The sequence below is a fragment of the Micromonospora sp. IBSANI012 genome (assembly GCF_052814045.1).
In genome coordinates this window covers 891,066-915,569 of record NZ_CP199933.1, presented here as the reverse complement: position 1 = coordinate 915,569, position 24,504 = coordinate 891,066, and the positions used below count along the sequence as shown (strand labels likewise).

Annotated in this window: 25 protein-coding genes and 1 pseudogene; 10 read left to right on the top strand and 16 right to left on the bottom strand. The window is 72.6% G+C overall.

Annotated features, from left to right (window positions below):
* Positions 1-132: 132 nt before the first annotated feature.
* Complete coding sequence (locus tag ACTWM8_RS04505; protein ID WP_446212676.1) at positions 133-585, bottom strand: hypothetical protein; 453 nt, start codon at positions 583-585, stop codon at positions 133-135.
* Between the two features lie 38 nt (positions 586-623).
* Complete coding sequence (locus tag ACTWM8_RS04500) at positions 624-1,610, bottom strand: 4-hydroxy-3-methylbut-2-enyl diphosphate reductase (RefSeq protein WP_446212675.1); 987 nt, start codon at positions 1,608-1,610, stop codon at positions 624-626.
* Between the two features lie 189 nt (positions 1,611-1,799).
* Here ACTWM8_RS04500 and ACTWM8_RS04495 point away from each other — a divergent pair.
* The 3 genes and pseudogenes from ACTWM8_RS04495 to ACTWM8_RS04485 form a co-directional block, all read left to right on the top strand.
* Positions 1,800-1,889, top strand: a pseudogene (locus tag ACTWM8_RS04495) (type I methionyl aminopeptidase); the annotation flags it as partial.
* A gap of 84 nt (positions 1,890-1,973) precedes the next feature.
* Complete coding sequence (gene xseA / locus ACTWM8_RS04490; RefSeq protein WP_154939522.1) at positions 1,974-3,188, top strand: exodeoxyribonuclease VII large subunit; 1,215 nt, start codon at positions 1,974-1,976, stop codon at positions 3,186-3,188.
* Between the two features lie 22 nt (positions 3,189-3,210).
* Positions 3,211-3,423, top strand: a complete 213-nt coding sequence (locus ACTWM8_RS04485) for an exodeoxyribonuclease VII small subunit (RefSeq protein WP_357996633.1) — start codon at positions 3,211-3,213, stop codon at positions 3,421-3,423.
* 66 nt (positions 3,424-3,489) lie between these two features.
* Here ACTWM8_RS04485 and ACTWM8_RS04480 read toward each other — a convergent pair whose 3' ends face one another.
* The 3 genes from ACTWM8_RS04480 to ACTWM8_RS04470 all read right to left on the bottom strand — a co-directional run bounded on the left by ACTWM8_RS04480 (position 3,490) and on the right by ACTWM8_RS04470 (position 6,289).
* Complete coding sequence (locus tag ACTWM8_RS04480; protein ID WP_446212674.1) at positions 3,490-4,335, bottom strand: hypothetical protein; 846 nt, start codon at positions 4,333-4,335, stop codon at positions 3,490-3,492.
* A 234-nt stretch (positions 4,336-4,569) separates the two neighbouring features.
* Positions 4,570-5,385 carry a hypothetical protein gene (locus ACTWM8_RS04475; protein WP_446212673.1) on the bottom strand — a complete coding sequence of 272 codons (816 nt, stop codon included), beginning with the start codon at positions 5,383-5,385 and terminating at the stop codon, positions 4,570-4,572.
* Between the two features lie 97 nt (positions 5,386-5,482).
* A complete protein-coding gene (locus ACTWM8_RS04470) occupies positions 5,483-6,289 on the bottom strand; it encodes a DUF4245 domain-containing protein (protein WP_446212672.1) in 807 nt (268 codons plus the stop codon).
* Positions 6,290-6,447: 158 nt separating this feature from the next.
* Here ACTWM8_RS04470 and glpX point away from each other — a divergent pair, with 158 nt between their 5' ends.
* Together glpX and ACTWM8_RS04460 are read left to right on the top strand one after the other, a co-directional pair.
* On the top strand, positions 6,448-7,482 hold the full coding sequence (gene glpX, locus ACTWM8_RS04465) for a class II fructose-bisphosphatase (protein ID WP_446212671.1): 1,035 nt from the start codon (positions 6,448-6,450) through the stop codon (positions 7,480-7,482).
* On the top strand, positions 7,479-8,450 hold the full coding sequence (locus ACTWM8_RS04460; protein ID WP_446212670.1) for a DMT family transporter: 972 nt from the start codon (positions 7,479-7,481) through the stop codon (positions 8,448-8,450). The genes glpX and ACTWM8_RS04460 overlap by 4 nt, the downstream gene beginning before the upstream one ends.
* 33 nt (positions 8,451-8,483) lie before the next feature.
* On the opposite strand, the gene ACTWM8_RS04455 is transcribed toward ACTWM8_RS04460, so the two are convergent.
* Entirely contained in the window at positions 8,484-9,401 is a 918-nt protein-coding gene (locus ACTWM8_RS04455; protein ID WP_446212669.1) for an NAD-dependent epimerase/dehydratase family protein, read from the bottom strand.
* Between the two features lie 141 nt (positions 9,402-9,542).
* Here ACTWM8_RS04455 and ACTWM8_RS04450 point away from each other — a divergent pair, with 141 nt between their 5' ends.
* On the top strand, positions 9,543-10,232 hold the full coding sequence (locus ACTWM8_RS04450) for a TetR/AcrR family transcriptional regulator (RefSeq protein WP_446212668.1): 690 nt from the start codon (positions 9,543-9,545) through the stop codon (positions 10,230-10,232).
* 8 nt (positions 10,233-10,240) lie between these two features.
* Here the strand turns inward: ACTWM8_RS04450 and ACTWM8_RS04445 are convergent, their stop codons facing one another.
* The 6 genes from ACTWM8_RS04445 to ACTWM8_RS04420 all read right to left on the bottom strand — a co-directional run bounded on the left by ACTWM8_RS04445 (position 10,241) and on the right by ACTWM8_RS04420 (position 15,556).
* Positions 10,241-11,209: an NAD(P)/FAD-dependent oxidoreductase gene (locus tag ACTWM8_RS04445; RefSeq protein ID WP_377604497.1), complete on the bottom strand. Its 969-nt coding sequence runs from the start codon at positions 11,207-11,209 to the stop codon at positions 10,241-10,243.
* A gap of 108 nt (positions 11,210-11,317) precedes the next feature.
* On the bottom strand, positions 11,318-11,971 hold the full coding sequence (locus tag ACTWM8_RS04440) for a rhomboid family intramembrane serine protease (RefSeq protein WP_446212667.1): 654 nt from the start codon (positions 11,969-11,971) through the stop codon (positions 11,318-11,320).
* Between the two features lie 115 nt (positions 11,972-12,086).
* Positions 12,087-12,776, bottom strand: coding sequence for an aggregation-promoting factor C-terminal-like domain-containing protein (locus ACTWM8_RS04435; RefSeq protein ID WP_446212666.1), 690 nt, complete (start codon positions 12,774-12,776; stop codon positions 12,087-12,089).
* A 286-nt stretch (positions 12,777-13,062) separates the two neighbouring features.
* Complete coding sequence (locus tag ACTWM8_RS04430) at positions 13,063-14,478, bottom strand: PhoH family protein (protein WP_446212665.1); 1,416 nt, start codon at positions 14,476-14,478, stop codon at positions 13,063-13,065.
* Between the two features lie 348 nt (positions 14,479-14,826).
* On the bottom strand, positions 14,827-15,180 hold the full coding sequence (locus tag ACTWM8_RS04425) for a hypothetical protein (RefSeq protein ID WP_280840415.1): 354 nt from the start codon (positions 15,178-15,180) through the stop codon (positions 14,827-14,829).
* A gap of 31 nt (positions 15,181-15,211) precedes the next feature.
* On the bottom strand, positions 15,212-15,556 hold the full coding sequence (locus ACTWM8_RS04420; RefSeq protein WP_238448852.1) for a hypothetical protein: 345 nt from the start codon (positions 15,554-15,556) through the stop codon (positions 15,212-15,214).
* A 264-nt stretch (positions 15,557-15,820) separates the two neighbouring features.
* Here ACTWM8_RS04420 and ACTWM8_RS04415 point away from each other — a divergent pair, with 264 nt between their 5' ends.
* The 4 genes from ACTWM8_RS04415 to otsB all read left to right on the top strand — a co-directional run bounded on the left by ACTWM8_RS04415 (position 15,821) and on the right by otsB (position 19,208).
* Entirely contained in the window at positions 15,821-16,261 is a 441-nt protein-coding gene (locus tag ACTWM8_RS04415; protein WP_446212664.1) for a helix-turn-helix domain-containing protein, read from the top strand.
* 74 nt (positions 16,262-16,335) lie between these two features.
* Positions 16,336-17,775: an RNA-guided endonuclease InsQ/TnpB family protein gene (locus ACTWM8_RS04410; protein ID WP_446212663.1), complete on the top strand. Its 1,440-nt coding sequence runs from the start codon at positions 16,336-16,338 to the stop codon at positions 17,773-17,775.
* Between the two features lie 162 nt (positions 17,776-17,937).
* Positions 17,938-18,291: a hypothetical protein gene (locus ACTWM8_RS04405; RefSeq protein ID WP_446212662.1), complete on the top strand. Its 354-nt coding sequence runs from the start codon at positions 17,938-17,940 to the stop codon at positions 18,289-18,291.
* Between the two features lie 92 nt (positions 18,292-18,383).
* Positions 18,384-19,208, top strand: a complete 825-nt coding sequence (gene otsB / locus ACTWM8_RS04400) for a trehalose-phosphatase (RefSeq protein ID WP_446212661.1) — start codon at positions 18,384-18,386, stop codon at positions 19,206-19,208.
* Positions 19,209-19,246: 38 nt separating this feature from the next.
* Here otsB and ACTWM8_RS04395 read toward each other — a convergent pair whose 3' ends face one another.
* The 4 genes from ACTWM8_RS04395 to ACTWM8_RS04380 all read right to left on the bottom strand — a co-directional run bounded on the left by ACTWM8_RS04395 (position 19,247) and on the right by ACTWM8_RS04380 (position 24,137).
* Positions 19,247-20,017: an isoprenyl transferase gene (locus ACTWM8_RS04395; RefSeq protein WP_154939557.1), complete on the bottom strand. Its 771-nt coding sequence runs from the start codon at positions 20,015-20,017 to the stop codon at positions 19,247-19,249.
* 46 nt (positions 20,018-20,063) lie between these two features.
* Entirely contained in the window at positions 20,064-21,191 is a 1,128-nt protein-coding gene (locus tag ACTWM8_RS04390) for a geranylgeranyl reductase family protein (protein WP_446212660.1), read from the bottom strand.
* 200 nt (positions 21,192-21,391) lie between these two features.
* Complete coding sequence (locus ACTWM8_RS04385; RefSeq protein ID WP_446212659.1) at positions 21,392-22,255, bottom strand: hypothetical protein; 864 nt, start codon at positions 22,253-22,255, stop codon at positions 21,392-21,394.
* Positions 22,256-22,292: 37 nt separating this feature from the next.
* Positions 22,293-24,137, bottom strand: coding sequence for a phosphoenolpyruvate carboxykinase (GTP) (locus ACTWM8_RS04380; protein WP_446212658.1), 1,845 nt, complete (start codon positions 24,135-24,137; stop codon positions 22,293-22,295).
* Positions 24,138-24,504 lie beyond the last annotated feature (367 nt).

Here is a 24,504-nt window from a genome sequence, read left to right as displayed (position 1 = left end):
CTCCCCCCTTCGCCTGCCCCTTTGCTCTGCTGCGGCGGGGGCAACACTGGGAGCGCTTCACCGTTGCCGGAAGGGCAGCAGAGCAGGGGGCGGGACAGGGGCGGCCCCACCGTCGGGCAGCCGGCGCTGGTCTCAGGAGCGGCGGGCGGACTCGACGACGAAGGGGGTGCCCTGCTGGCAGGTGGTCATCATGTCGGGCTTGGGCTGGCCGGTGACGGTGACCCGGGCGCCGACGGTGAGCACGTCCCGGGGGCCACCGATGAGCTGGTAGCCCTCGACCAGCAGGCAGTTCGGCTCCACCCCGGCCTCAACGGTGCCGGTGATGGTGGTGGCGCCCGGGCCGGGCGGAACGCTGGGGCCGACCGGCGGCCGCTTGGTCGGCGGCAGCGCGGTCGGGGGCAGGGCGGTCGGCGGGACGGCGGTCGGGTCGCCCGGCTGCGCCGGGCCGCTGCTGGGCGCGCTGGTCACCGGCGATCCTTCCGAGGGGCTGGGGGTGCCCGTCCGGTCGTCGCCGTCCTGACCGCCGCAGGCGCTCAGCGCCGCGCAGACGACCAGAGCGGCGACGACCATCCGAGGAGTCTTCATGCCCACTGGGACGTGCCCGGCGGGCGATCCGTTCCCGGTCAGGCCCGCGCGGCCGCGGCCTTCATGTCGCGCTTGAGCTCCTGCGGCAGCGAGAAGGTCAGCCGCTCGTTGGCGGTGGTGATCTCCTCGACGTCGGTGAAGCCCCGCGCGGCGAGGTGGGTCAGCACGTCCTGCACCAGCTCGTCCGGCACACTCGCGCCGGAGGTGACGCCGACCGTGCCGGCACCGGTCAGCCAGGCGTCGTCGATCTCGTCCGCGAAGTCGACCAGGTACCCGGCACGGGCGCCGGCGTCCAGGGCGACCTCGACCAGGCGCACCGAGTTGGAGGAGTTGCGCGAGCCGACGACGATCACCACGTCGCACTCGGGGGCGATCTCCTTGACCACGTGCTGCCGGTTGGAGGTGGCGTAGCAGATGTCGTCGCTGGGCGGCGACTGGAGCAGCGGCAGCCGGGACTTGAGCCGGGCGACCGTCTCCAGCGTCTCGTCCACCGACAGGGTGGTCTGGGAGAGCCAGACGACCTTGTTCGGGTCCCGCACGGTGACCTTGTCGACGCCCTCGGGACCGTCCACCAGCTGGATGTGCGCGGGGGCCTCGCCGGCGGTGCCGATGACCTCCTCGTGCCCCTCGTGGCCGATCAGCAGGATGTCGTAGTCCTCGGCGGCGAACCGCTTCGCCTCCTGGTGCACCTTGGTCACCAGCGGGCAGGTCGCGTCGATCGCTTTCAGCGAGCGCGCCTTCGCCTGCTCGTAGACCTCCGGGGCGACGCCGTGCGCGGAGAAGATGACGGTGGCACCCTCCGGCACCTCCTCGTTCTCCTCGACGAAGATCGCGCCCTGGGCCTCCAACGTCCGCACCACGTGCTTGTTGTGCACGATCTGCTTGCGCACGTAGATCGGGGCGCCGTAGAGCTTGAGCGCCTCCTCCACGGTCTGCACCGCCCGGTCGACGCCCGCGCAGTAGCCGCGGGGCTTGGCCAGGAGCACGCGCTTGCCGGTCCGGGGGGTCGTCTCAGCCTGGGTCACCCGACCATCGTACGTGCCGGGTTTTCCGCCGGCAGCGGCTGCGACCCTCAGCACAGCCGGGGTCGGAGATCGGCAGCATGGGCGGACCGGCAGCGCGCACGGCCACCGGCCACCATCCGAAACCCACATTTCGGGTACGAAAGGACGCGCGCCGTGGTGATCCAGAAGACCCCGGACGAGATCGCGCTGATGGCCCGGGCCGGCGCCATCCTGGCCGAGGTGCACGAGGTGCTCCGGGAGGTGGTCGCCCCCGGTGTCAGCACCGCCGAGCTTGACTCCCGGGTGCTCACCGCCCGCCCCGGCGAGCGGCACGCGCTGTCGGGGCTGCCGCAGGTCGTCGGGGGCTGACCGTAGGGTGGGCGGGTGACCGACGCCCCGCGCAGCACCCCCGAGGAGCCCTGGCCGGTCCGGGTGGTCAGCCAGAAGGTCGGCGCCTGGATCGCCAAGCTCGGCTGGGTCTGGGTGGACGGCCAGGTGGCGCAGATCAGCCGGCGCCCCGGCGCCAGCACCGTCTTCCTCACCCTGCGCGACCCGTCCGCCGATCTCAGTCTGACCGTCACCACCAACCGGGACGTCCTCGACTCCGGCGCGCCGGAGCTGCGCGAGGGCGCCCGGGTGGTGCTGCACGCCAAGCCGGAGTTCTACGCGGCCCGGGGCACGCTGAGCCTGCGCGCCGACGAGATCCGCCAGGTGGGGCTTGGCGAGCTGCTGGCCCGGCTGGAGAAGCTCAAGAAGCTGCTCGCGGCGGAGGGGCTCTTCGACCGGTCCCGCAAGCGCCGCCCGCCGTTCCTGCCGCAGCGGGTCGGGCTGATCACCGGGCGCGCCTCGGCCGCCGAGCGGGACGTGCTCACCAACGCCCGACGGCGCTGGCCGGCGGTGGAGTTCCGCACGGTCAACGTGGCGGTGCAGGGGCCGAGCGCGGTGCCGCAGATCGTCGACGCGTTGAAGGTGCTCGACGCCGACCCGAGCATCGACGTGATCATCCTGGCCCGGGGCGGCGGGGGCATCGAGGACCTGCTGCCCTTCTCAGACGAGGCGCTGTGCCGGGCGGTCTTCGCCTGCCGCACCCCGGTGGTCAGCGCGATCGGCCACGAGACGGACGCACCGCTGGTCGACTACGTCGCCGATGTCCGCGCGTCCACGCCGACCGACGCGGCCAAGCGGGTCGTGCCCGACCTCACCGAGGAGGTCCGCCTCATCGGTCAGGCCCGGTCCCGGCTGGAACGCGCGGTCCGCAACCTGGTCGACCGGGAATCGCACCGGCTCGACCTGCTCCGTTCCCGGCCGGTGCTGGCCCGCCCGCAGGTGATGGTCGACCAGCGGGCCGCCGAGGTGAGCGCGCTGCGGGACCGGACGGGCCGCTGCCTGGACCACCGGCTCGGCGCCGCCGACGACGACCTGCGGCACACCCTGGCCCGGTTGCGCGCGCTCTCCCCCGCGGCCACCCTCGACCGCGGGTACGCGATCGTGCAGCGCGCCGACGGCCACGTCGTCCGCGCCGCCGCCGAGGTGGCCAAGGGCGACCCCCTGCGGGTACGCCTCGCCGACGGCGAGCTGACCGCGACCGTCGACGGCTGAGGAGTGTGGTGGGATGGGTGCGATGACCGACGAGACGAAGGACGAGCGGCTCAGCTACGAGCAGGCTCGCGCCGAGCTGGCCCAGGTGGTCGAGAAGCTGGAGGCCGGCGGCACCTCGCTGGAGGAGTCGCTGGCACTGTGGGAGCGCGGCGAGAAGCTGGCGGAAATCTGCCAGCGTTGGCTGGACGGCGCCCGGGCCCGCATCGACGCCGCCCGACAGGCCGCCGACTCCTGACGCCCGCCCGGGGTCCGGACAGCAGTGGCGGGGCGGCCGACAGCCGCCCCGCCACTGATCGACGGCTCAGTTGAACAGGTTGTAGAACTCCTTGGGCGCCTCGACCACCTGGTCGGCCGGCGGCTTCTGCGCGGCGGCGGCGTTGCCGTAGTCCGAGTAGGTGACCTTGATGTCCTGCGCGGCGTTCTGGCCGGCGGCCGGAATCTGGATCACCATCTCGCTGAGCCGGCCCTGCGGGTCCAGCTTCGCCGTGAACGGCACCGACTTGGCCTGCGGGCCGAGCGCGGTGACCACGGACTGGTCCACCGAGCCGGCCTCGGCGGCCTTCGACACGTCGAGGGTGCCGGCGTAGGTGCCCTCGCCGGTCTGCCGTACCTCGGTGATGCCCTGGGTCAGCACCTCGCTGCCGGCCGGGTCGATCTTGTCGAAGTCGAAGCCCAGCGCCTTGTTGCCCTTGATCCGGGTCTGGTCGAGGTGCTGGTACTTGCCGAGGTTGAGCTTCTGCACGCCCGGGATGCTGCCGGCGGACTTGCCGCCCAGCTCCAGCTTCACCCAGCTGTCCGGCTTGGCGTGGATCAGGTCGAGCTTCATCGACAGGTCGGAGGACGCGTCACCGATCAGGACGCGCATCTCGGCGCTCTGGCTCGGCTCGTGCACCTGCCCCTCGGCGTTCGAACCGGCGCCGGACATGGTGAACCGGAAGTTACCGTTCCTGATCTCGTTGGTGGAGTTGAGCAGGGCCTGCTTGGCGTCGCCGTTGATCGCGCCGGAGGCGCCCGGCGAGGCGCTGCCGGAGACCGTGGGGGACGCGGAGGCCCCCGCCTCGCCGGTCCCGGTGCTGTTGCAGGCGGCAAGCCCAGGAGTGAGCAGCGTCGCGGCGAAGACCGCCGCGCTGAAGCGCCGAATGGTCACGTGAACCTCTCAAGTGGGTCGTCCGGCCCGCGGGGGCGCCGGAGGCGTGGCGTCGAGGCCTTGCACCTGCCCCGCCGCACGAGTCCCGTCCGGCCGACGGAACGAGCCGGCGAGGTCGCGTACCTTCTGTTCCCTGACGCCGCGTTCGGCAATCCCTGTCCGGTCCACCTGATGGAACGCCACTCCTCGGGTGGGAGGCGGCGGACCACGCCGCACCCCACCCCGAGAGGGCGATCAGTCCTTGAACATCTCGTAGACCTGGTCGGACGCCTCGACGACCTGCTTCGCCGGGGGCTTCTGCACCGGCGTGGCGGTGCCGTAGTCGGCGTACCGCACGGTCATGTCGTAGGCCTTGGTGTCACCCACGGCCGGCATCTGCACGGTGAACTCGGTCAGCCGGCCCTGCCCGTCGAGCTTGGCGGTGAACGGCAGGGCTCCGGCCTTCTCGCCCAGCTTCTTGATGTCGTCGGCGTCGAGCATGTCCGAGTCGGTGAGCTTGGTGGCGTCGAGGGTGCCGGCATAGGCCCCCGCACCGGTCTGCTTGACGTCGGTGACCGCCTTGACCAGCGCGTCACTGCCGGCCGGGTCGACGTCGGCGAAGTCGAACTCCAGGTCCTTGACGCCCTTGACCTTGGTGCGGTCGATGTGCTGGTACTTGCCCTTCATCGCCTTGAAGGCCGGGATGGCGTCGGCCATCTCGCCGCCAATCTCCAGCTTGACCCAGCTGTCGGTGTCGATGAAGACGAGGTGCATCGTCATCGACATGTCGTCGGCGGAGGCCGCGCTGTTGACCACCTTCAGCTCGGCGCTCTTGGACGGGGTGTGCACGGTGCCGCCACCGTTCACCTCCGGGCCACCGGTCATGGTGAAGGTGAAGTTGCCCTTGCTGATCTCCTCGGTGGAGGCGAGGAGGGCTGCCTTCGGGTCGGCCGGGGTCGGCGAGGCGGCGGCCGTGCCGTCGGAGTCGGCGGACTCCGACTTGCAGGCGGCCAGGCCGGGAACGAAGAGGGCGGCGGCGAGGAGACCGGCGCTCCACCGTCGAAGGTTCACGTTGTTCTCTTTCCGCGAGTCTGCACCCGGCCGCGACGGGTCGGGAATCGAGCCGGGGCAGCCTAACGGAGGGCCGGCCCGTCCGGCCCCCGCGGCGTCAGCGCAACGAGCCGGCGAGCTGCCGCAGCTCGTTCTCCCGGGCGTCGCCGATCACCAGAATCGTGCGGTTCGGTTCGAGCAGCACGAGTGCCTGGTCGTTGCCCCGGCCGGTGTACCGCTGCCAGTTGTGCCCGCCCAGGTCGGTGGGCCCCTGGGGCTGCCCCTCGGCAGTCAGCTCGGCCGGCAGCAGCTTCTCCGGCGGCACGTTGCTCTGCACCAGCTGCACGCCCCGCCCCTCCGGAGTGAGATAGCCGACGCGCAGGTTGGCGCCGCCCTCCACGGTGCGGTAGCTGGCGCTGACCGTACGCCAGCCGGAGCTCAGCCCGGCCGGCTCGCTGACCGGGAAGGCGTTCGCCGCGCGGGCCTGCTCGTAGACGGGCGCGGCGTCGATCACGGTCGGCTGCTCGCCGCCGAGGAAACCCCGGTAGAAGGCGACCAGCAGGGCGATCGGGACGAGCAGCACCAGCAGCGAGAGCGCCATGTCCTTCGGCGACCGCTCGGAGCGGGACTTCTCCTTGCCGACGGGCCGCCCGCCGGCGGCCGGTCGCGCCGGCGGCACGTCGGCGTCCACTGCGGCGGCGTCGGGCGCCGGCTCGACCAGTGCCGGCTCGCCGCCGCCGGCGCCGGCGGTCGTCTCGACCAGCGCCGCCTCGGTGCCGGCCTCGGTCGCCGAGCGGCCGCCCGGTCCCTTCGACGGGCCGGACCCGGCCACCGCGTCGGTCGCCCCGGTCGGGGTCACCGGCGGCTGGCCGTCGGGCGGGGTCTGGTCGGCGGGTACGCGGTCGGCAGGCTGTGCGGGGTCCACCCGTCCATTCTGGCAGCCGCGTGAGTGACCGATCCCGCCCACCACCGCCCCGCCCAGGCTCCGGACCTGTCATCGTGTGAGGATCAGCGACAAAGCCGGCAGCGGCGACCGCAGCACCCTGCCGGTCCACCCCGCAACGTCGCGAGGAGGAAGCCGTCATGACGACGAACACCAGGACGCGGATCCCCCAGGATCTCGACCGCAACCTTGCCCTCGACCTGGTCCGGGTCACCGAGGCAGCGGCGATGGCCGCCGGCCGGTGGGTCGGCCGGGGCGACAAGGAGGGCGGCGACGGGGCAGCCGTCGACGCGATGCGCAAGCTGATCAACTCGATCCCGATGCGCGGGGTCGTGGTGATCGGCGAGGGCGAGAAGGACAACGCGCCGATGCTCTTCAACGGCGAAGAGGTGGGTGACGGCACCGGTCCCGAGGTGGACGTCGCGGTGGACCCGGTCGACGGCACCACGCTGATGAGCAAGGGCATGCCGAACGCGCTGGCCGTGCTCGCGGTCTCCGAGCGGGGGGCGATGTTCGACCCGAGCGCGGTCTTCTACATGGAGAAGCTCGCCGTCGGTCCGATGTACGCCGACGTGGTGGACATCAACGCCGGGGTGGCCGACAACCTGCGCCGGATCGCCAAGGTCAAGGGCACCGACGTCTCCGAGGTGACGGTCTGCGTGCTGGACCGCCCCCGCCACGACGACCTGGTCAAGCAGATCCGGCGTACCGGGGCGGGCATCCGGTTCATCTCCGACGGCGACATCGCAGGCTCGATCGCGGCCGCCCGGGGCGAGTCCGACGTCGACGTGCTGATGGGCATCGGCGGCACGCCGGAGGGGATCATCTCGGCCTGCGCGCTCAAGTGCATGGGCGGGGCGATGCAGGCCAAGCTCTGGCCGCGCGACGCCGAGGAGCGGGAGAAGGCGCTGGCCGCCGGGCACGACCTGGACCGGGTGCTCAGCACCGACGACCTGGTCACCGGCGACAACTGCTTCTTCGTGGCCACCGGCGTCACCTCCGGTGACCTGCTGCGCGGCGTGCGCTACCGGGCCGGCGGGGCGTACACCCAGTCGATCGTGATGCGCTCCAAGAGCGGCACGATCCGGGTGATCGACTCGTACCACCGGCTGGAGAAGCTGGCCCTCTACTCGGCGATCGACTTCGACGGCCGGCCGCTGGCCGAGCAGGAGTGAGCGCGACCGGGACGGCGGTCCGTCCGACCGTCCCGGCGTCCCGGCGGATCGTCGCGACCGGGTTGGCGACCGCCTCGGGGTTCGCCGTGGCCGTGCAGTCCCGGATCAACGGCGAACTGGGCGTACGCCTGGCCGACGGGATCGCCGCCGCGGTGGTCTCGTTCGGGCTGGGCCTGCTGGTGCTGCTGGTGCTGGTCCCCGCCACCCCGGGTGGGCGGCGGGGACTGCGCGACCTGCGCGCGGCGCTGCGGGACGGCTCGCTGCGCCCGTGGCAGTGCCTGGGCGGGTTGTGCGGGGCGTTCCTGGTCGCCACCCAGGGACTCACCATCGGCACGCTCGGGGTGGCCGTCTTCACGGTGGCGGTGGTCGCCGGCCAGTCCGCGAGCAGTCTGGCGGTGGACCGGGCCGGGGTGGGCCCGACCGGCCGGCAGCCGGTGACGCCGAGCCGGCTGGCCGGTGCGGCGCTGACCGTGCTCGCCGTCCTGCTGGCGGTGGGCGACCGGCTGGGCGACCCGGGGGCCCTGGTGCTGGCCCTGCTGCCGCTGCTGGCCGGGGTCGGCATCGCCTGGCAGCAGGCCGTCAACGGTCGGGTCCGGGTCGCCTCGGGCAGCGCCCTGGCGGCCACGCTGGTCAACTTCACCGTCGGTACGGCCGCCCTGCTGGTCACCTTCGCCGTCGACGGCGCGGTCCGGGGCTGGCCGACCGGCGCCCTGCCCGCCGAGCCGTGGCTCTATCTGGGCGGGCCGATCGGCATCGTGTTCATCGCGATCGCGGCGGCGATCGTCCGCTTCACCGGGGTGCTGCTGCTCGGGCTGGCCACCATCGCGGGGCAGATCGTCGGGGCCGTACTGCTGGACCTGGTCCTGCCGACCGCGGCCTCGCACCCGGGGCCGACGACCCTGGCGGGCGCCGCGCTGACCCTGGTGGCGGTGCTGGTGGCCGCGCTCGGCCCGGCACCCCGCCGCTGAGCCCGGGCCGGGCTCGCGGCGGGTGCCGGCGGGTCAGCGGCGCAGGGCCGTGACCGTCTCCTCGATCGCGCGGTCCAGCGGCGTCGCCTCGATGCCGAGGGTGGCGGTGGCGGCGGTGGAGTCCATCAGATACGGCCGGTCGAACTGGTAGGCGGTCTCGCGCAGCTCCCACGCGAACGGGTTGGCCAGGCCGCCGAGCCAGAGCACCGGGTAGGGCATCCGGGTCAGCTTCGGCGCGGGCGCGCCGACCAGCGCCGCCGCGCGGGTGGCCAGCTCCCGCATGCCGGCGGCGGGTGCGCTGGGCACGTGCCAGGCCCGGCCCCAGGCCCGCGGGTCGGTGGCGGCGACGACGAGGGTACGGGCGACGTCCGGGATGTACGTCCAGGTGTGCGGGGCGTCCCAGTCGACCGGGAGGAACACCCGCCGCCCGTCGCGCACCCTGGGCAGCACCAGCATCGGCAGGGACGTGCCGCCGGCGCCGAGGTAGTCGGAACCGCGCACCTCGGTGACTCGGGCCCGGCCGGCCCGGTGGGCGGCGAGCGCGTCTTCCCACATCCGGTTGCGCACCCGGCCCTTGGTGCCGGTGGCGGCGAGCGGGGTCTGCTCGGTCATCGGGCCGTCGACCGGCCCGTACCCGTAGAGGTTGCCGACCGTGGCGAGCACGGCGCCGGTCCGCTCGGCGGCGGTGAGCAGCGCGCCGGCCAGCGGCGGCCAGTCGGTCGGCCACCGGTGGTACGCCGGGTTCGCGCAGTTGTACAGCGCGTCCGCGCCCTCGGTCAGCGCGGTGAGCCGGTCGGCGTCGGCGGCGTCGGCGGCGACCCGCTCGACGGCGGGGTGCTCCGGCCCGCTGCCCCGGCGGGTCACCACCCGGACGCGCTCACCCCGCTCGGCGAGGAGACGGGCGGTGGCCGTGCCGACCGGACCGGAGCCGACGATCACGTGCAGCGACATGGGAACGCCTTTCGAAGCGGGGATACGAACCGAGAGCACCGCTCTCACTTGCCGACACCAGCATGACCGCCCGCCCACCGAGTCGTCAAGAGCAGTGCTCTCTTTTTTGATTGCCGCTCCGTTCCGTGGCAGAGTGGACCCATGCCCGCTTCCTCGATCCGCGCCCGCGTCCGCGCCGAGATGCTCGACGAGATCAAGGCGGTGGCCCGCCGCCACCTCGCCACCGACGGCGCCAACCTCTCGCTGCGGGCGGTCGCCCGGGACATGGGGATGGTCTCCTCCGCCATCTACCGCTACTTCCCGAGCCGCGACGACCTGCTCACCGCGCTGATCCTGGAGGCGTACGACGCGCTCGGCGACGCGGTGGAGTCGGCCGACGCCGGCGCCGACCGGCAGGACCTGCGCGGCCGCTGGCACGCGGTGTGCCGGGCGGCCCGGGCCTGGGCGCTCGCCCACCCCGCCGAGTACGCCCTGCTCTACGGCAGCCCGGTGCCCGGATACGCCGCACCCGACGACACCGTCCTGCCGGCCCAGCGCCCGCCGGTGACCCTGGTCGGCATCCTGCGCGACGGACTGGTCGACGGACGGCTGGCCGCCCCCGACGACGAGCTGCCCGAACCGGTGCGCGCCGACCTGGCCGAGATAGCCGCCGGGCTCTTCCCCGCCCTGCCGGAGTCGCTGCTGGCCCGGGGCATGGCCGGCTGGACCCAGCTGTTCGGCCTGATCAGCTTCGAGCTGTTCGGCCGGCTCAACCGGACGATCCCGCACCGGGACGCGTACTTCGACCACCAGACCGGGCTGATGGCCGACCTCATCGGCCTGCCCCGCTGACCCTCGCCTCAGCCGGCGTCGGAGGAGTGGCCCGGGAAGAGGTGGGCGCTCGGGTCGATGGCCACGGCGGCGTTGTTGACCGCGGTGGCCGCCTCGCCGAAGCCGGTGGCGATCAGCCGCACCTTGCCCGGGTATTCGGTGATGTCCCCGGCCGCGAAGACGCGCGGCAGGTTGGTCGCCATCGCGCTGTCCACCACGATGTGCCGGCGGTCCAGCCGCAGCCCCCACTCGGCCAGCGGTCCGAGGTCGGCGGTGAAGCCCAGCGCCGCCACCACCGTGTCGACCGGCAGCGTCTCCGCGTCGCCGCCGCGCACGGTGATCTCGGCGGCGGTCACCGTCGCATCCCCGTGCAGCCTGGTCAGCTCGGCGTTGACGATCACCCGCACCGGCAGGGCCAGCACCCGGGAGACCGTCGACGCGTGCGCCCGGAACTTCTCCCGCCGGTGCACCAGCGTCACCGAGCGGGCCAGCGGTTGCAGGGTCAACGCCCAGTCGAAGGCCGAGTCACCGCCGCCGACGATCAGCACGTCCCGGTCGGCCAGCGCCGTCGGCTCGGGTACGAAGTAGACGATCCCGCCGCCCACGAAGCTCTCCGCCACCGGCAGCGGGCGCGGGGTGAAACTGCCCAGCCCACCGGTGATCACCACCGCGCCGCAGCGCAGCTGGTCACCGCCGGCGAGCCCGAGCACCGGCCGGCCGTCGACGTGGGCGAGCTTCTCCGCCCGGGTGCCGAGCAGGTACTCCGGGTGGAACGGCGCGGCCTGGGCGACCAGGTTCGCCACCAGGTCCCGTCCCTTGACGGCGGGGAAGCCGGCGACGTCCAGGATCAGTTTCTCCGGGTACATCGCGGTGATCTGCCCGCCCGGCTCGGGCAGCGCGTCGAGGACCGCCACGGACAGCCCGCGGAACCCGGCGTAGTACGCGGCGAACAGGCCCGTCGGGCCGGCCCCGATCACCGCGACATCGACCTCGCGCATGGGCGTACCGTCGCTTTCCGCTGGCGGATCAACGCGTGCTGATGCCGACGGTAGGCCCGCCGCACCGGCCGGGCAAGCATGTCCCGATCTTCGGCGCGCAGCGGCGACTCAGGGCATCGTCAGGGTCGACTCCGAGTGGTACGGCCCGCCCGGCTCGGGCCGACGGCGCCGGAACAGGATCGCCGCGACCACCCCGCCGAGCAGCCCGAACAGGTGCCCCTGCCAGGAGATCCGCTCATCGGTGGGGAGGATGCCGAGCAGCTGCCAGCCGTAGAGCAGGCCGACCAGCAGCACCACCGCCAGGTTCCACCAACTGCGCTCCACCAGGCCCCGGGTGAGCAGGATGCCGAGGTAGCCGAAGATCACCCCGCTGGCGCCGACGACCACCGAGTTGGGCGCGCCGGTGAACCAGACGCCGAGCCCGCTGACCAGCACGATGATCAGGGTGGACCAGAGGAAGCGCCGGGTACCGGCGGCGAGCACGAAGGTGCCGAGCAGGATCAGCGGGATGCTGTTGCTGTAGAGGTGCTCGAAGCCGTGGTGCAGGAACGGCGAGAAGAAGATCCCGTCCAGGCCCTGAATGCGGTGCGGGATGATCCCCGCGGCCACGTCGAGGCCGAAGTCGAGCCCCTGGTCGAGGGCCTCGATGAGGAAGAGGAACGGCACGACCGCGCACATGGCGACGAAGGCCCGGCCGAGGGAGGCGTAGAACGCGTCGGTGCCGAACCGGGCCGGGTCGCCGCCCGGAGGGTGCAGGGTCACCCTGACAGGGGTATCAGCATTCGTGGCCGACCGCCACCTGGGCGGCCCGCCGGCCCGGAGCACGACGAGGGCGGGGCGGGTGGTCGCCCACCCGCCCCGCCCTCGTTCGCCACGATCAGTACCAGCCGACGCTCTGGCTGTGCGCCCACGCGCCGCAGGGGTCGTCGTACCGGCCCTCGATGTAGCCCAGGCCCCACTTGATCTGGGTGGCCGGGTTGGTCCGCCAGTCGTCGGCGACCGTGCCCATCTTGCTGCCCGGCAGGGCCTGCGGGATGCCGTACGCCCCGGAGGAGGGGTTGCTGGCCTTGTGGTTCCAGCCGCTCTCCTTGGTCCAGAGCTTGTCCAGGCACGGCATCTGGTCGATCTTGAAGCCGGCGTCGAGCAGCAGCGCGCAGCCGATCTCGCGGTTGCCGCTGTACTCGTTGCAGGACGCGGGGATCGGACCGGTGAACGGCTGGGTCTTGGCCTCGGCCTCCTTGGCCGCCGCCTCCCGCGCCTTCTTCCGGGACGCCGCGGCGGCCTCGGCCTCGCGGGCCCGCTCGGCGGCCTCCTTGGCGGCCGCGGCGGCCCGCAGCTTCGCCTGGTACTCGGCGGCCCGCTGCTTGGCGGAGCTGCGCTGGTGGTCGGCCTGCCGCTCGCGCTGGTAGTCGTACTCGGCCTGGTCGACCTCGAGGCCGACCTGCGCGGTCAGGCCCTGTTGCTGGGTTTCCCGGTCTTCGCCCAGATAGAAGCCGCCGGCAACGCCCACGGAGAGCAGTGCGACAGCGGCCGTACGGGCGCCGAACCGGCTCCACAGCCGACTCACGAAGTGGTCCCTTCGTCGGGGGCAAGGACGCGGCGCGGGCCGGCCGTCTCCGGACGCGGTCGTGCCGCGAGCGCCCCGACCTGAGCCGGTCGCATCCGACGCACCGACCCTCGCCGGGGCTCGTCCGGGGGTGGGACGAACGATGCTCGGCGATCTTGTCGGGGCGCGGGCGCTCGTTGGACACCATCGCGCACAGTGAGACTGATGGGAAACCAAGAGACACATTTGTGACCTGCGCCACAAGGTGAATGTGGACGGAAGTGGGCGCAACAGACGCCCGAGGCGACTACTGCGGGATGTCCTCCAGCAGATCAGTCACCATCGCGGCGATCGGCGACCGCTCCGAACGGCTGAGCGTGACGTGCGCGAAGAGCGGGTGCCCCTTCAGCGCCTCGATCACCGCCGTCACGCCGTCGTGCCGGCCCACCCGCAGGTTGTCCCGCTGGGCGACGTCGTGGGTGAGCACCACCCGGGACCCCTGACCGATCCGGGACAGCACGGTGAGCAGCACGCCCCGCTCCAGCGACTGCGCCTCGTCGACGATCACGAAGGCGTCGTGCAGGCTCCGGCCCCGGATGTGGGTCAGCGGCAGGACCTCCAGGATCCCCCGCGAGGTGACCTCCTCCAGCACGTTCTCGTGCACCACCGCGCCGAGGGTGTCGAAGACCGCCTGCGCCCAGGGCGACATCTTCTCCGACTCCGAGCCGGGCAGGTAGCCCAGCTCCTGGCCACCGACGGCGTACAGCGGGCGGAAGACGATCACCTTCTTGTGCTTGCGGCGTTCCATCACCGCCTCCAGGCCGGCGCAGAGCGCCAGCGCGGACTTGCCGGTGCCGGCCCGCCCGCCCATCGAGACGATGCCGATCGACTCGTCCAGCAGCAGGTCCAGCGCGACGCGCTGCTCTGCCGAGCGACCGTGCAGGCCGAACGCCTCCCGGTCGCCCCGCACCAGCCGGACGGTCTTGTCGGGCAGCACCCGGCCCAGGGCCGAGCCGCGGGCCGAGTGCAGCACCAGGCCGGTGTGGCAGGGCAGGCCCGCCGCGGCGTCCAGGTCGAGGGCCTCACCGGCGTAGAGCTGGCCGATCTCCTCCTCGCCCAGCTCCAGCTCGGCCATGCCCGTCCAGGTGGGATCGCTGGCCTGGCCGTGCCGGTACTCGTCGGCCCGCAGCCCGACCGAGGCGGCCTTGACCCGCAGCGGCATGTCCTTGCTGACCAGGGTCACCTCCCGGCCCTCGGCGGCCAGGTTCAACGCCACGGAGAGGATCCGGGCGTCGTTGGACTCGTTGCGGAAGCCCGGCGGCAGCACGCCGTCGTCCGAGTGGTTGAGCTCCACCCGCAGCGTGCCGCCGGCGTCGTTGGCGGGCACCGGACGGTCCAGCCGCCCGTGCCGCACCCGCAGCTCGTCCAGCATGCGCAGGGACTGCCGGGCGAACCAGCCCAGCTCGGGGTGGTGGCGCTTGCCCTCCAGTTCGGAGATGACCACCAGGGGCAGGACCACCTCGTGCTCGGCGAAGCGGTGGAACGCCGCCGGGTCGGACAGGAGCACCGAGGTGTCCAGGACGAAGGCCTGGCCGGCTGGTCGGGGCTCCTCGGTGCCGGCCGGGGCGGCGGCCGTCGTACGGCGGCTCCGGGTGGCTCGGCGGGTCGTGGCAGTCGCGGCCGGGGTCTGGTCGGCACCGGCGGGCGTACGGCGAGTCGTCACAGGCCTGCTCCGACGGATGGGCACCCGCCACCCGTGTTCCGCCTCCTCCGGTGCCCGGGGACACGGGGTCGGATGCGGAACCCCGTGCGCGAGGTCGCAGTTCCGGGCGGACCGGCTGGCCCGGGAGAACCCCGTGCCATGCCTAGACGCTAGCGGCGCCGGGCCACCTCGGCTAGTGGTGGAGGTGGATCTCCCTCGACCGTGAGGTGAACGCCGGCGGCGGACCGGCCGGGATGCATGCCCCCTGCGCGCATCCCGGCCGGTGGGGCCACCGTCACCGGTCTGACGTGGCCCCGACGGTGCGTGCCCGCCGCGGACGACGCACCGGGTCGGTGCCGGCGTGGGTCGTCAGCCCTGCCGCCGGACGAGGGTCCCGGTCGGGTGCCGGCCGGTGACCGGCGGGACCGGGGCGGTGAACGACGAGCCGGTGTACGTGGTGCCCTGGCGGGCGACCGCGGTGGTGGTGACCGTCGCGGTGGTCACCACCGGTGGCCCGCTCACCGGCCCGGCCAGGGCCGAGGCGATCGCGGCCTGGGCGTCGCGGCGTCGCCGGTTCCACGCCCCCCGGTCGCCGTCGAAGTAGCCCTGCCGGTAGCCGAACCGATAGCCGATCCGGTAGCTGAGCTGGCCGTGCAGTCGGCCCGCCGCGTAGCTGGTGGCGCCGAGGACGAGGACGAGGAAGACCGCGAGGAACGGGCTCATCCGGCGGCTCCGCCGCGCCGCGCCGGCCCGGTCACCGGTCCTCCGGCTCGATCGTGGTGGGGTCGACGACCAGGAGCCGCTCCAGGTCGTCGGTGCTGACCTCCTCCACCAGCTCGACGCTGATCCGGCACCCGTCCAGGACGATCTCGGCGACGGAGGTGCGGCGGATCTCGCCGCCGGCGTCGTAGACCCGGACGCTCAGCTCCGGACAACCGAGATGGGTACGCCAGGCGTTCCACTCGTCCCGGTCCCCTACGCTCAGGGACAGGTAGCGGCATCCCCGGGCGAGGTAGAGGCGCCAGGGCGCGCTCAGTCCCGCGGCCACCCCCTCCGCGATCAGGCCGAAGGCCTGGGAACGGGTCGCGAGCTCGGTCACCGCACCCCCCTCGCGCTCAGGGCGTGACGCATGTGAGCACTAATCGTCTCATGCACGTGACACACCGTAGATTGTCCCACGAGCGTGACAGTATCAGCTTTTCGTCCGGTTACCGCCGCACCTAAGTCCTTCTATTCTGCCCAGGTGACACCCCTCAGAAAGGCCCCTGGATCGTTAACACGCGCCCGGAGAGAGTCGTCCCGTTCGCGTGACACCCGTACACACGGACTCCCCACCACGGCCGTCCGGCCGTACCGTCACGGGGTGACCGAGACCGCCCCCGCCCGGAAGATCGCCTTCGCCAGTTTCGTCCGCCGGGCGCTCGACGACGCCCGGGCGATGCGGGCCTGGACGGGCACCGAGGTCTCCCGACGCACCGGCGTCTCCCGGCAGACCATCAACCGGTGGGTCCGCGGCGACTGGGCCAGCGACCCGGAGGTGGAGCGGGTGGTCGCCTTCTGCGAAGGGCTCGGGCTCAACCCCGCCGCCGCCTTCGCCGCGCTGGGCTGGGACCGGGCCTCCGCGCCCCGCGCCGCGGCGACGCCACCCCCGATGGACCCGGACGTGGAGGCCCTGCTGCGCCGGCTGGTCGATCCCGCCGTCTCGGAAGCGGAGAAGTTCCACATTCGAGAAACCATTCGTTACCTCGCTTATCGCCCGACTCTGCCGACCGACGTCCGAAAACGAGACGAACAGGCCGGCTAGCGTGGTGTCCACTTTGACCCTTGCCGGGTTGCTGGTTCGTGGAAGTGTCGTAGGGGTGGTGTTGGCTTCGGTTTGTGCCTCGTCGTCGTGATCCGTCTGCGCCTCGGGTGGTGCATCGGACGGCGCGGGTGGGGTTGCGGGTGACGTCGGGGCAGCGGCGGCGGTGTTTTGGAGTGCTGCGGTCGGCTGCGGATGTGTGGGCGTGTGTGTTGGAGGTCAACGCATGGCGTCGCCGCCGCGGGGACGCGGCCCTGGTCGGCTATCAGGAGTTGTGCCGGGAGTTGGCAACCTCGGGGCCGGGCACGTTCGCCGAGTTGGACTCCACGGGCGCGCGGTCGGTGTTGCGTCGGTTCTCGGATGCGTGGTTCGCGGCGGCGAAACGCCGCAAGGACGGGGATCTGTCGGCGCGGTTCCCGCGTCGCCGGCGTGGGTTGATGCCGGTGCGCTGGTATCACGGCACGTTCACCATCGACGCGCGCCGAGTGCGGATCCCCACCGCCAGAGGCACAGCGCCGTTGTGGGTGCGCCTGGCCCGGGAGGTGCCTTATCCGGCCGAGCAGGTCCGGTCGATCACCCTGCTGTGCGACGGTAGCCGGCTGTTCCTGGAGGTGACCGCCGAGGTGCCGGTTGCGGTCTACCCGCCAGGCGAGGAACCGGATCCCGGCAGGGTGGCGGGGGTGGATCTGGGGATCATTCACCCGTACGCGGTGGCCGGCCCTGACGGGGAGGGGCTGTTGGTGTCCGGACGGGCGATCCGTGCCGAGCATCGCATGCACCTGGCCGACACGAAAGCCCGCCGCCGCGCCGTCGCCAGGCGAGCCCCGAAGCCGGGTGAGCGGGGGTCGCGGCGGTGGCGGCAGTACCGTCGGCGGGCGCGGCGGGTGGAGGGCCGGCATCGGCGGCGGGTCCGCCAGGCCCAGCATGAAGCCGCCCGCACAGTGGTCTCCTGGGCCGCACGACAGCGGGTAGGCGTGCTGCACGTCGGTGACCCCCGCGGCGTGCTCGACCTGCCTGCGGGGCGGCGGCACAACCTGCGGCTGCGGCAGTGGCAGATCGGCCGGCTGATCCAGGTCCTCACCGACAAGGCCACTCTGGCCGGGATCACCGTGCGGCTGGTCAACGAACGAGGCACCTCCTCCACCTGCCCAACCTGCCGAAAGAGGGTGCCCAAACCCCGAGGACGGACCATGTCCTGCCCACACTGCGCATTCTCCGGGCACCGCGACCTGGTCGCGGCCGCCAGCATCGCCACCCGCACCCCGGGTGGCGGAACCACCACCAGCGCAGCGCCCGTGCTGCCGCAGGTGGTCACGCACCGTCGAGCCGGCCGACACCTCCCTGGTGCCGGCCAGTCCCGGCGTGACCCCCGCCGCCCACCGCACCACCGGCGACGTGAGGGTCCAGTTGGCCCGCGGAGGCCCGCCCCACCACCCGGTGAGGAGTCGCTCGCCCCACGGCGAGGATCCACAACGCCCAACCGGAAACCCGGCGAACGTCGGTGGACACCGCACTAGTTCCTCAGATGGCGAAAGAACGCCTGGTCAGACCTCTTCGTTTCGCTACGGGCCAGGAACGGGCGCGCTAGCGTCCGTATTCGTACTGCTTGGGCTCGTCGTCGGCGGGGGGACGGGACAAGGCCGAACCCAGCCCTGCGGGACAGAAGGAGGGGTCTGTCCATGACCCTGAAATGGTGGGCAGTCGTGGTCGCGGCGGTGTCGGTGACATCGTTCGTGACCGCAAACGTCGCGATAGTCGCGGTCGAGGGCGAGCAGATGCCAATGGTCGTCAACCTCCTCGCGCTCACCACCGCCGGCACCGCGGTGGTGCTGGCCGTGGTCGCCGAGCTGCACGAGCGGCTCAACGACCGGGTCAGCGCACTGACCGAGTTCCTGGTCGCCCGGCTCAACGAGATCGAGTCGCGGGCCGGCGACCGGAACACCGGATTCGTCGAGGGTTACCTGCTCAGCCACGGCCAGGAGGCCGACGTGCTGCCGTTCGGGCGCCCGCGCCGGGGAGCCGCCGAACGCTGACCGACCACCCGGAAATCGCCCACCGCCGGAGGCGAGAAGGCGTCATCTCGCGGCCACGATTGAGCCGCCGCCGCCGGGGTACGCTGTCGCGCGTGCCGCCGTTGAATCTGGGCAACCAGCAGCCGAAGACTCCGTTGGACGCCGAGCACGCCTGGCGGGCCACTGCCGCGCGGGCGGCCCACACCGTGTTCTTCTTCGACTTCGACGGCACCTTGGCGCCGGTCGACGACGACCCCACCGCCGTGCAGCCCGCGCCCAAGGTGCTCGCCGCGCTGGAGGCGCTCGCCCCGGTGGTGCAGCGGGTGGCGATCGTCTCCGCCCGCCCGGTCGACTTCCTCCGCGACCACCTCGGTGGCCTCGCCGGCATCGACCTGTACGGCCTGTACGGGCTGGAGCACAGCCACTCCGGGGGCGAGACGGTGACCGAGCCGGCCGCCCTGCCCTGGGTGCCGACCATGGCCGAGCTGGCCGACCTGGCCCGGGCCGAGCTGCCGGCCGGCACGCTGGTCGAGTTCAAGCGGTTGAGCGTCGCCCTGCACTGGCGTACCGCGCCGGGGCTGGGGCCGCAGGTCGAGCAGTGGGGTCGCGCGCAGGCCGAGCGGCTGGGGCTGAAGGTGCAGGCCGGCCGGATGGTGCTGGAGCTCAAGCCCCCGGTCGACCGGGACAAGGGCCTGGTCATCGGCGAGATCGTTCGCGACGCCGGTGGCGCCTGGTACTTCGGCGACGACGTCTCCGACATCAAGGCCTTCGCCGCGCTGCGGGCCCGCGCCGCCGCCGACCCGGACTTCTTCGGCGTCTGCGTGGCCGTGGCCAACCCGGAGACCGGTCACGAGGTGGCCGACGCCGCCGACCTCACCCTCGACTCCCCGGCCGCCCTCGGCGACTTTTTGACCAAGGCGCTGCCTCACCTGACCTGACACCTGACCGACCGCCGCCACGAGCGCGGGGCGAGCCGTCAGGCGCCGAAGCGGCGCTGGCGGTTGGCGTAGGAGCGCAGGGCGCGGAGGAAGTCGACGCGGCGGAAGTCGGGCCAGTTGAGTTCGCAGAAGTAGAACTCCGAGTGGGCCGACTGCCAGAGCATGAAGCCGGAGAGGCGCTGCTCGCCGCTGGTCCGGATGATCAGATCCGGGTCCGGCAGGCCCTTGGTGTAGAGGTGCTCGGAGATGTGGTCGACGTCCAGCGCGCCGGCCAGCTCCTCGATGGTGCCGCCGGTGGCGGCGTGCTCGAGCAGCAGGGAACGCACCGCGTCGGCGATCTCGCGCCGGCCGCCGTACCCGACGGCGATGTTGACCTGGGCGCCGCCGGCGCGGTCCCGGGTGCGCTCCTCGGCGGCCTTGAGGGCCTGCGCGTGGTGTGAAGGCAGCACATCGAGCGCGCCGACCATCCGCAGCCGCCAGGGGTTGCCCTCCTCAGCCAGCTCGGTGGTCAGGTCCTCGATGATCTGGAGCAGCGGATCCAGCTCCTCCGCCGGCCGGGAGAGGTTGTCGGTGGAGAGCAGCCAGAGCGTGACGTGGCCCACACCGGCGGCGTCGCACCAGCGCAGCAGCTCCTTGATCCGCTCGGCGCCCATCCGGTGCCCGTCGTTGGGGTCGACGAAGCCCATCTCCCGCGCCCACCTGCGGTTGCCGTCGCACATGACGCCGACGTGCCGGGGCACCGGCTTGCCCGCGAGCGACGCCGTCAGCCGGCGCTCGTAAACGGAGTAGAGGAGGTTCCGCAGAGTCATCACCTTGCAGGGTAGCGACCCGCCCGGCCGATGGTGACCTCGGAGGTTAACTACGCGCCGAGAGACCGGTGCCGATCATGGCGAGGGTGCGGGCGTCCAGCCGGCCGTCACCGAGCCCCAACTCGACGACGCTGCGGTAGACCCGGTCGTCGCGGCGGGCCGCCCGGACGGCGGCGTCGACCACCCGCCGGTGCCGGGCCAGCCAGGCGGCGACCGAGCTGTGCCGCAGGTGCGTACCGAGCCGCCGGCGCAGGGCCTGGGCGTACCGGTCGGCCGCCCGGTCCGGTGCCGCCGCGGCGGCCGCGCCGGCCAGCGCCCCGGAGAGCAGCGCGTAGAAGATCCCCTCGCCGGTGAACGGGTTGATCAGGGAGAGCGCGTCGCCGGCCAGCACCACCCGACCCCGACCGGGCGACGGCCGGTGCGTCGACAGCGGCAGGTGGTGGGCGCGCAGCCCGGTGACCGTGGCCGGGTCGGTCGCCGGCAGCAATGCGGCGAGCCGGTCCAGCAGGTGCGCGCGGCTCAGCGGCTCGCCCCGCAGCACCTCCCCGTACCCGACGTTCGCGCGACCGTCGCCGATCGGGAAGGACCACGCGTACGCCGGCCAGCGCGGCCCCGAGGTGACGATGAACTGTTCGGGCGGGCCGGGCAGCGCCGGGGCGTACCCCCGGATGGCGAGCGCGAGGTGGCGGTCCGGGTTGGGCGGGTGGCCGAGCGCGCGGCGGACGATCGACCCGGCCCCGTCCGCGCCGACCACCGCCCGCGCGGCCAGTTCCCCGTCCAGCACCACCCGGTCGTGGCGCGGCTCGACCCGGCGGACGGTGTGCCGGCACAGCACCGCACCGGCGGCCACCGCCGCCGCGACCAGCCGGGCGTCGAACACCTCGCGGGGCACCGTGTACGCGGGCCGGGGCAGCGCCCGGGCCACCGCCGGGCCGCCCGGGCCGACCAGGCGCAGGGCGGGCAGCGGGGCGTACCCGGCCACCGCGCCGGTCACGCCCAGCCCGGCGAGGACGTCCAGCGCGTGCGCGGCGATGCCGTCGCCGCAGGCCTTGTCCCTGGGGAAGTCGGACCGGTCCAGCAGCAGCACCCGGGCACCGGACCGGCAGGCGGCCAGCGCGGCGGCCGCCCCGGCCGGCCCCGCCCCGACCACGATCAGGTCGAATTCGTCGCTCACCGCGTCGCCTCCCGCCCGCAGCCGCCCACCGGCCCATCCTGCCCGCCCCACGCCCCCGAACCCCGCCGCCGCACCGACCCACCCACCCGCGCCCCCGCCCCGCCCGCCCGACACCGTTGATCAAGAAGTTTGCGTCGGGATTCGGCCGCATCCCGACGCAAACTTCTTGATCAACACGGCCGGGGGGCCGGTGGCGGGGGTCAGGTGGGGGGTGGGGGTGGTTCGGCGCGGGTGGCGCGCCAGAGGCCGTAGAGGGCGAGGACGGCGGCGGCGACGAGCGGGCCGCCGTCCCGGACCAGGCCGTCGACGCCGAGCAGCCACCAGCAGAGCGGCAGGTCGACGGCGAGCACGCCCAGGGTGATCGCCACCAGCAGGGTGCGGGCCCAGCGGCGGCCGCGCATCAGGAACGCGGTGCAGAAGAGCACCGCGTAGCTGACCGCGATGCCGGCGAGGAACCAGAACACCACCGCGGGCGCGGCGGCCAGCCGGCCGTCCAGGATCGCGCCCCCGGCCACCAGCGCCGGCACCAGCATCAACGGGCTGTACGTGAAGGCGGCGACCCGGCTGGTGAGCAGCCACCCGGTGACCGGCGGCCGCTTCGGGGCGGCCTCCCGCCAGGAAATCGTGCCGCCGGAGACCACCAGGGTCTTGCGGTGCCGGACGAGGAACCCGCCGACCGCCTCGGAGCGGTAGAGCAGCGCGACCACGCTCACGCAGAGCGCGGTGAGCAGGGCGAAGCCGAGCAGCCCGGGCAGCGGCGGCACCCCCTGCCGGGGCACCACCAGCCGCCCCACCGCGAAGATGGTGGTCACCGCGAGGATCAGCCCGAACGGCCGGGCCACGGTACGACCCCGGTTGACGTGCCCGATCAGCACCAGGAAGGCGAGTGAGCGGAGCATCGCCCAGCCGGTGCGTACGGCCAGGCCGAACTCCTGCTCCGGGGCGTACCACCAGTTGAGCAGCTCGACCACGACGGTGGCCGCCGCCGTGACGGCGAGCAGCGTGGTCAGCGCCCGGACGGCGGACGGCCGCCGGACCTCGGTGGTCTCGGCGGCCGTCCTCATGGGATCCGATGTTGCCCGGTACGGGCAACCGTCACACCTACTTCTGCGGCTGCTCCGCGTCGAGCCGGGCGCGCAGCGCGTCCAGCTCGGCCCAGAGGACACCCGGCAGCTTGTCACCGAACTTCTCGAACCACTCGGTGACCAGCGGGAGCTCGTTGCGCCACTCCTCCGGGTCCACCTTGAGGGCGATCCGGACGTCCTCCGAGGTCATGTCCAGACCCTCGACGTCCAGGGCGTCCTGGGCCGGGACCATGCCGATCGGGGTCTCCACCGCGTCGGCGGTGCCCTCGATCCGCTCGACGACCCACTTGAGCACGCGGGAGTTCTCGCCGAAGCCCGGCCAGAGGAAGTTGCCCTCGGCGTCCTTGCGGAACCAGTTGACGTAGTAGATCTTGGGCAGCTTGGCCTCGTCGCCGTCGACGCCCTTGCCCATCTCGATCCAGTGCCGGAAGTAGTCGCCGGCGTGGTAGCCGATGAACGGCAGCATCGCCATCGGGTCGCGGCGGACGACGCCGACCGCGCCGGACGCGGCGGCGGTGGTCTCCGAGGAGAGCGTGGCGCCCATGTAGACGCCGTGCACCCAGTCGCGGGCCTCGGTGACCAGCGGGATGGTGTCCCGGCGACGGCCACCGAAGAGGATCGCGTCGATCGGCACGCCGTTCGGGTCGTAGTAGTCCTCGGCGAGGATGGGGCACTGGGTGATCGGGGTGCAGAACCGGCTGTTCGCGTGCGAGGAGAGGCTGTCGCTCTCCGGCGTCCAGTCGTTGCCCTTCCAGTCGATCAGGTGCGCCGGCGGCTCACCCATGCCCTCCCACCAGATGTCCCCGTCGTCGGTCAGGGCCACGTTGGTGAAGATGGAGTTGCCGCGGTCCAGCGTCCGCATGGCGTTGGCGTTGGTCTTCCAGTCGGTGCCCGGCGCGACGCCGAAGAGGCCGTACTCCGGGTTGACCGCGTAGAGGCGGCCGTCGGAGCCGAAGCGCATCCAGGCGATGTCGTCGCCGATGGTCTCGACCTTCCAGCCCGGGATGGTCGGCTCCACCATGGCGAGGTTGGTCTTGCCGCAGGCCGACGGGAAGGCGCCGGCGACGTGGTAGACCTTGCCCTCCGGCGAGGTGATCTTGAGGATCAGCATGTGCTCGGCGAGCCAGCCCTCGTCGCGCCCCATCACGCTGGCGATGCGCAGCGAGTAGCACTTCTTGCCGAGCAGCGAGTTGCCGCCGTAGCCGGAGCCGAAGGACCAGATCTCCCGGGTCTCCGGGAAGTGCGAGATGTACTTCGTCTCGTTGCACGGCCAGGCGACGTCCTGCTGGCCGGGAGCGAGCGGGGCACCGATGGAGTGCAGCGCGTGCACGAAGTCGGCGTCGTCGCCCATCGCCTCGAGGACCTTGGCGCCCATCCGGGTCATGATCCGCATCGAGGCCACCACGTACGGGCTGTCGGTGATCTCGACGCCGAACATGGGGCTCTCGGCCTCCACCGGGCCCATGCAGAACGGGATGACGTACATGGTGCGCCCGCGCATGCTCCCGCGGTACAGCTCCGTCATCGTCCGCTTCATCTCGGCCGGCGCCATCCAGTTGTTGGTGGGGCCGGCGTCCGCCTCGTCGACGGAGCAGATGTAGGTGCGCTCCTCGACCCGGGCGACGTCCGTCGGGTCCGTGCGCGCGTAGAAGGAGTTGGGCTTCTTCTCCGGGTTGAGCCGGATCAGGGTGCCGGACTCGACCAGCTCGTCGGTGAGGCGCCGCCACTCCTCATCGGACCCGTCCACCCACACCACGCGGTCGGGGGTGGTCAGTTCCGCGACTTCTCTGACCCAGGCGAGCAGCTTGGGGTGGGTAGTCGGGGCCTGATCGATACCCCGAACAGTAGCCGGAGCAACCATGACAATCTCCTTGTGGTCGACGCTGACCGTTCTATGGGTGCACGAGTCTGGCGGGCGCGAGCCGCGTCGCCATCGTGGAAACCTGGGATTGCGCTCAGCGTAAACCGGGCCGGGCCGCGAGTCAGTGGGACTGGTTGTGAAGAACTGCACAAGGTACGGCCCGGCTGCGGCATCACGAGCTAATACCCGCTTTCCCGCGCAGTTTCACGCAAATCCTGCGGCGAACTGTTGGCGGCCACCGGAACGGACGATGACGGACAGCGGAACCGGGCTTCCGGTGACGGGCACGTCGATTGGACGAACCGATCGGCGATCGGTCCACAAAGAGTTACGCTCTGCTCACCTGCAGCGGCACCGGACGAGCTGG

Coding starts and splice junctions, on each gene's coding strand:
- ACTWM8_RS04425 (WP_280840415.1), bottom strand. CDS start 15,180: ATGAGCCCGTTCCTCGCGGTCTTCCTCGTCCTCGTCCTCGGCGCCACC.
- ACTWM8_RS04450 (WP_446212668.1), top strand. CDS start 9,543: ATGCCCGCTTCCTCGATCCGCGCCCGCGTCCGCGCCGAGATGCTCGAC.
- ACTWM8_RS04485 (WP_357996633.1), top strand. CDS start 3,211: ATGACCGACGAGACGAAGGACGAGCGGCTCAGCTACGAGCAGGCTCGC.
- ACTWM8_RS04405 (WP_446212662.1), top strand. CDS start 17,938: ATGACCCTGAAATGGTGGGCAGTCGTGGTCGCGGCGGTGTCGGTGACA.
- glpX (WP_446212671.1), top strand. CDS start 6,448: ATGACGACGAACACCAGGACGCGGATCCCCCAGGATCTCGACCGCAAC.
- ACTWM8_RS04385 (WP_446212659.1), bottom strand. CDS start 22,255: ATGAGGACGGCCGCCGAGACCACCGAGGTCCGGCGGCCGTCCGCCGTC.
- ACTWM8_RS04445 (WP_377604497.1), bottom strand. CDS start 11,209: ATGCGCGAGGTCGATGTCGCGGTGATCGGGGCCGGCCCGACGGGCCTG.
- ACTWM8_RS04380 (WP_446212658.1), bottom strand. CDS start 24,137: ATGGTTGCTCCGGCTACTGTTCGGGGTATCGATCAGGCCCCGACTACC.
- ACTWM8_RS04395 (WP_154939557.1), bottom strand. CDS start 20,017: ATGACTCTGCGGAACCTCCTCTACTCCGTTTACGAGCGCCGGCTGACG.
- ACTWM8_RS04505 (WP_446212676.1), bottom strand. CDS start 585: ATGAAGACTCCTCGGATGGTCGTCGCCGCTCTGGTCGTCTGCGCGGCG.
- ACTWM8_RS04455 (WP_446212669.1), bottom strand. CDS start 9,401: ATGTCGCTGCACGTGATCGTCGGCTCCGGTCCGGTCGGCACGGCCACC.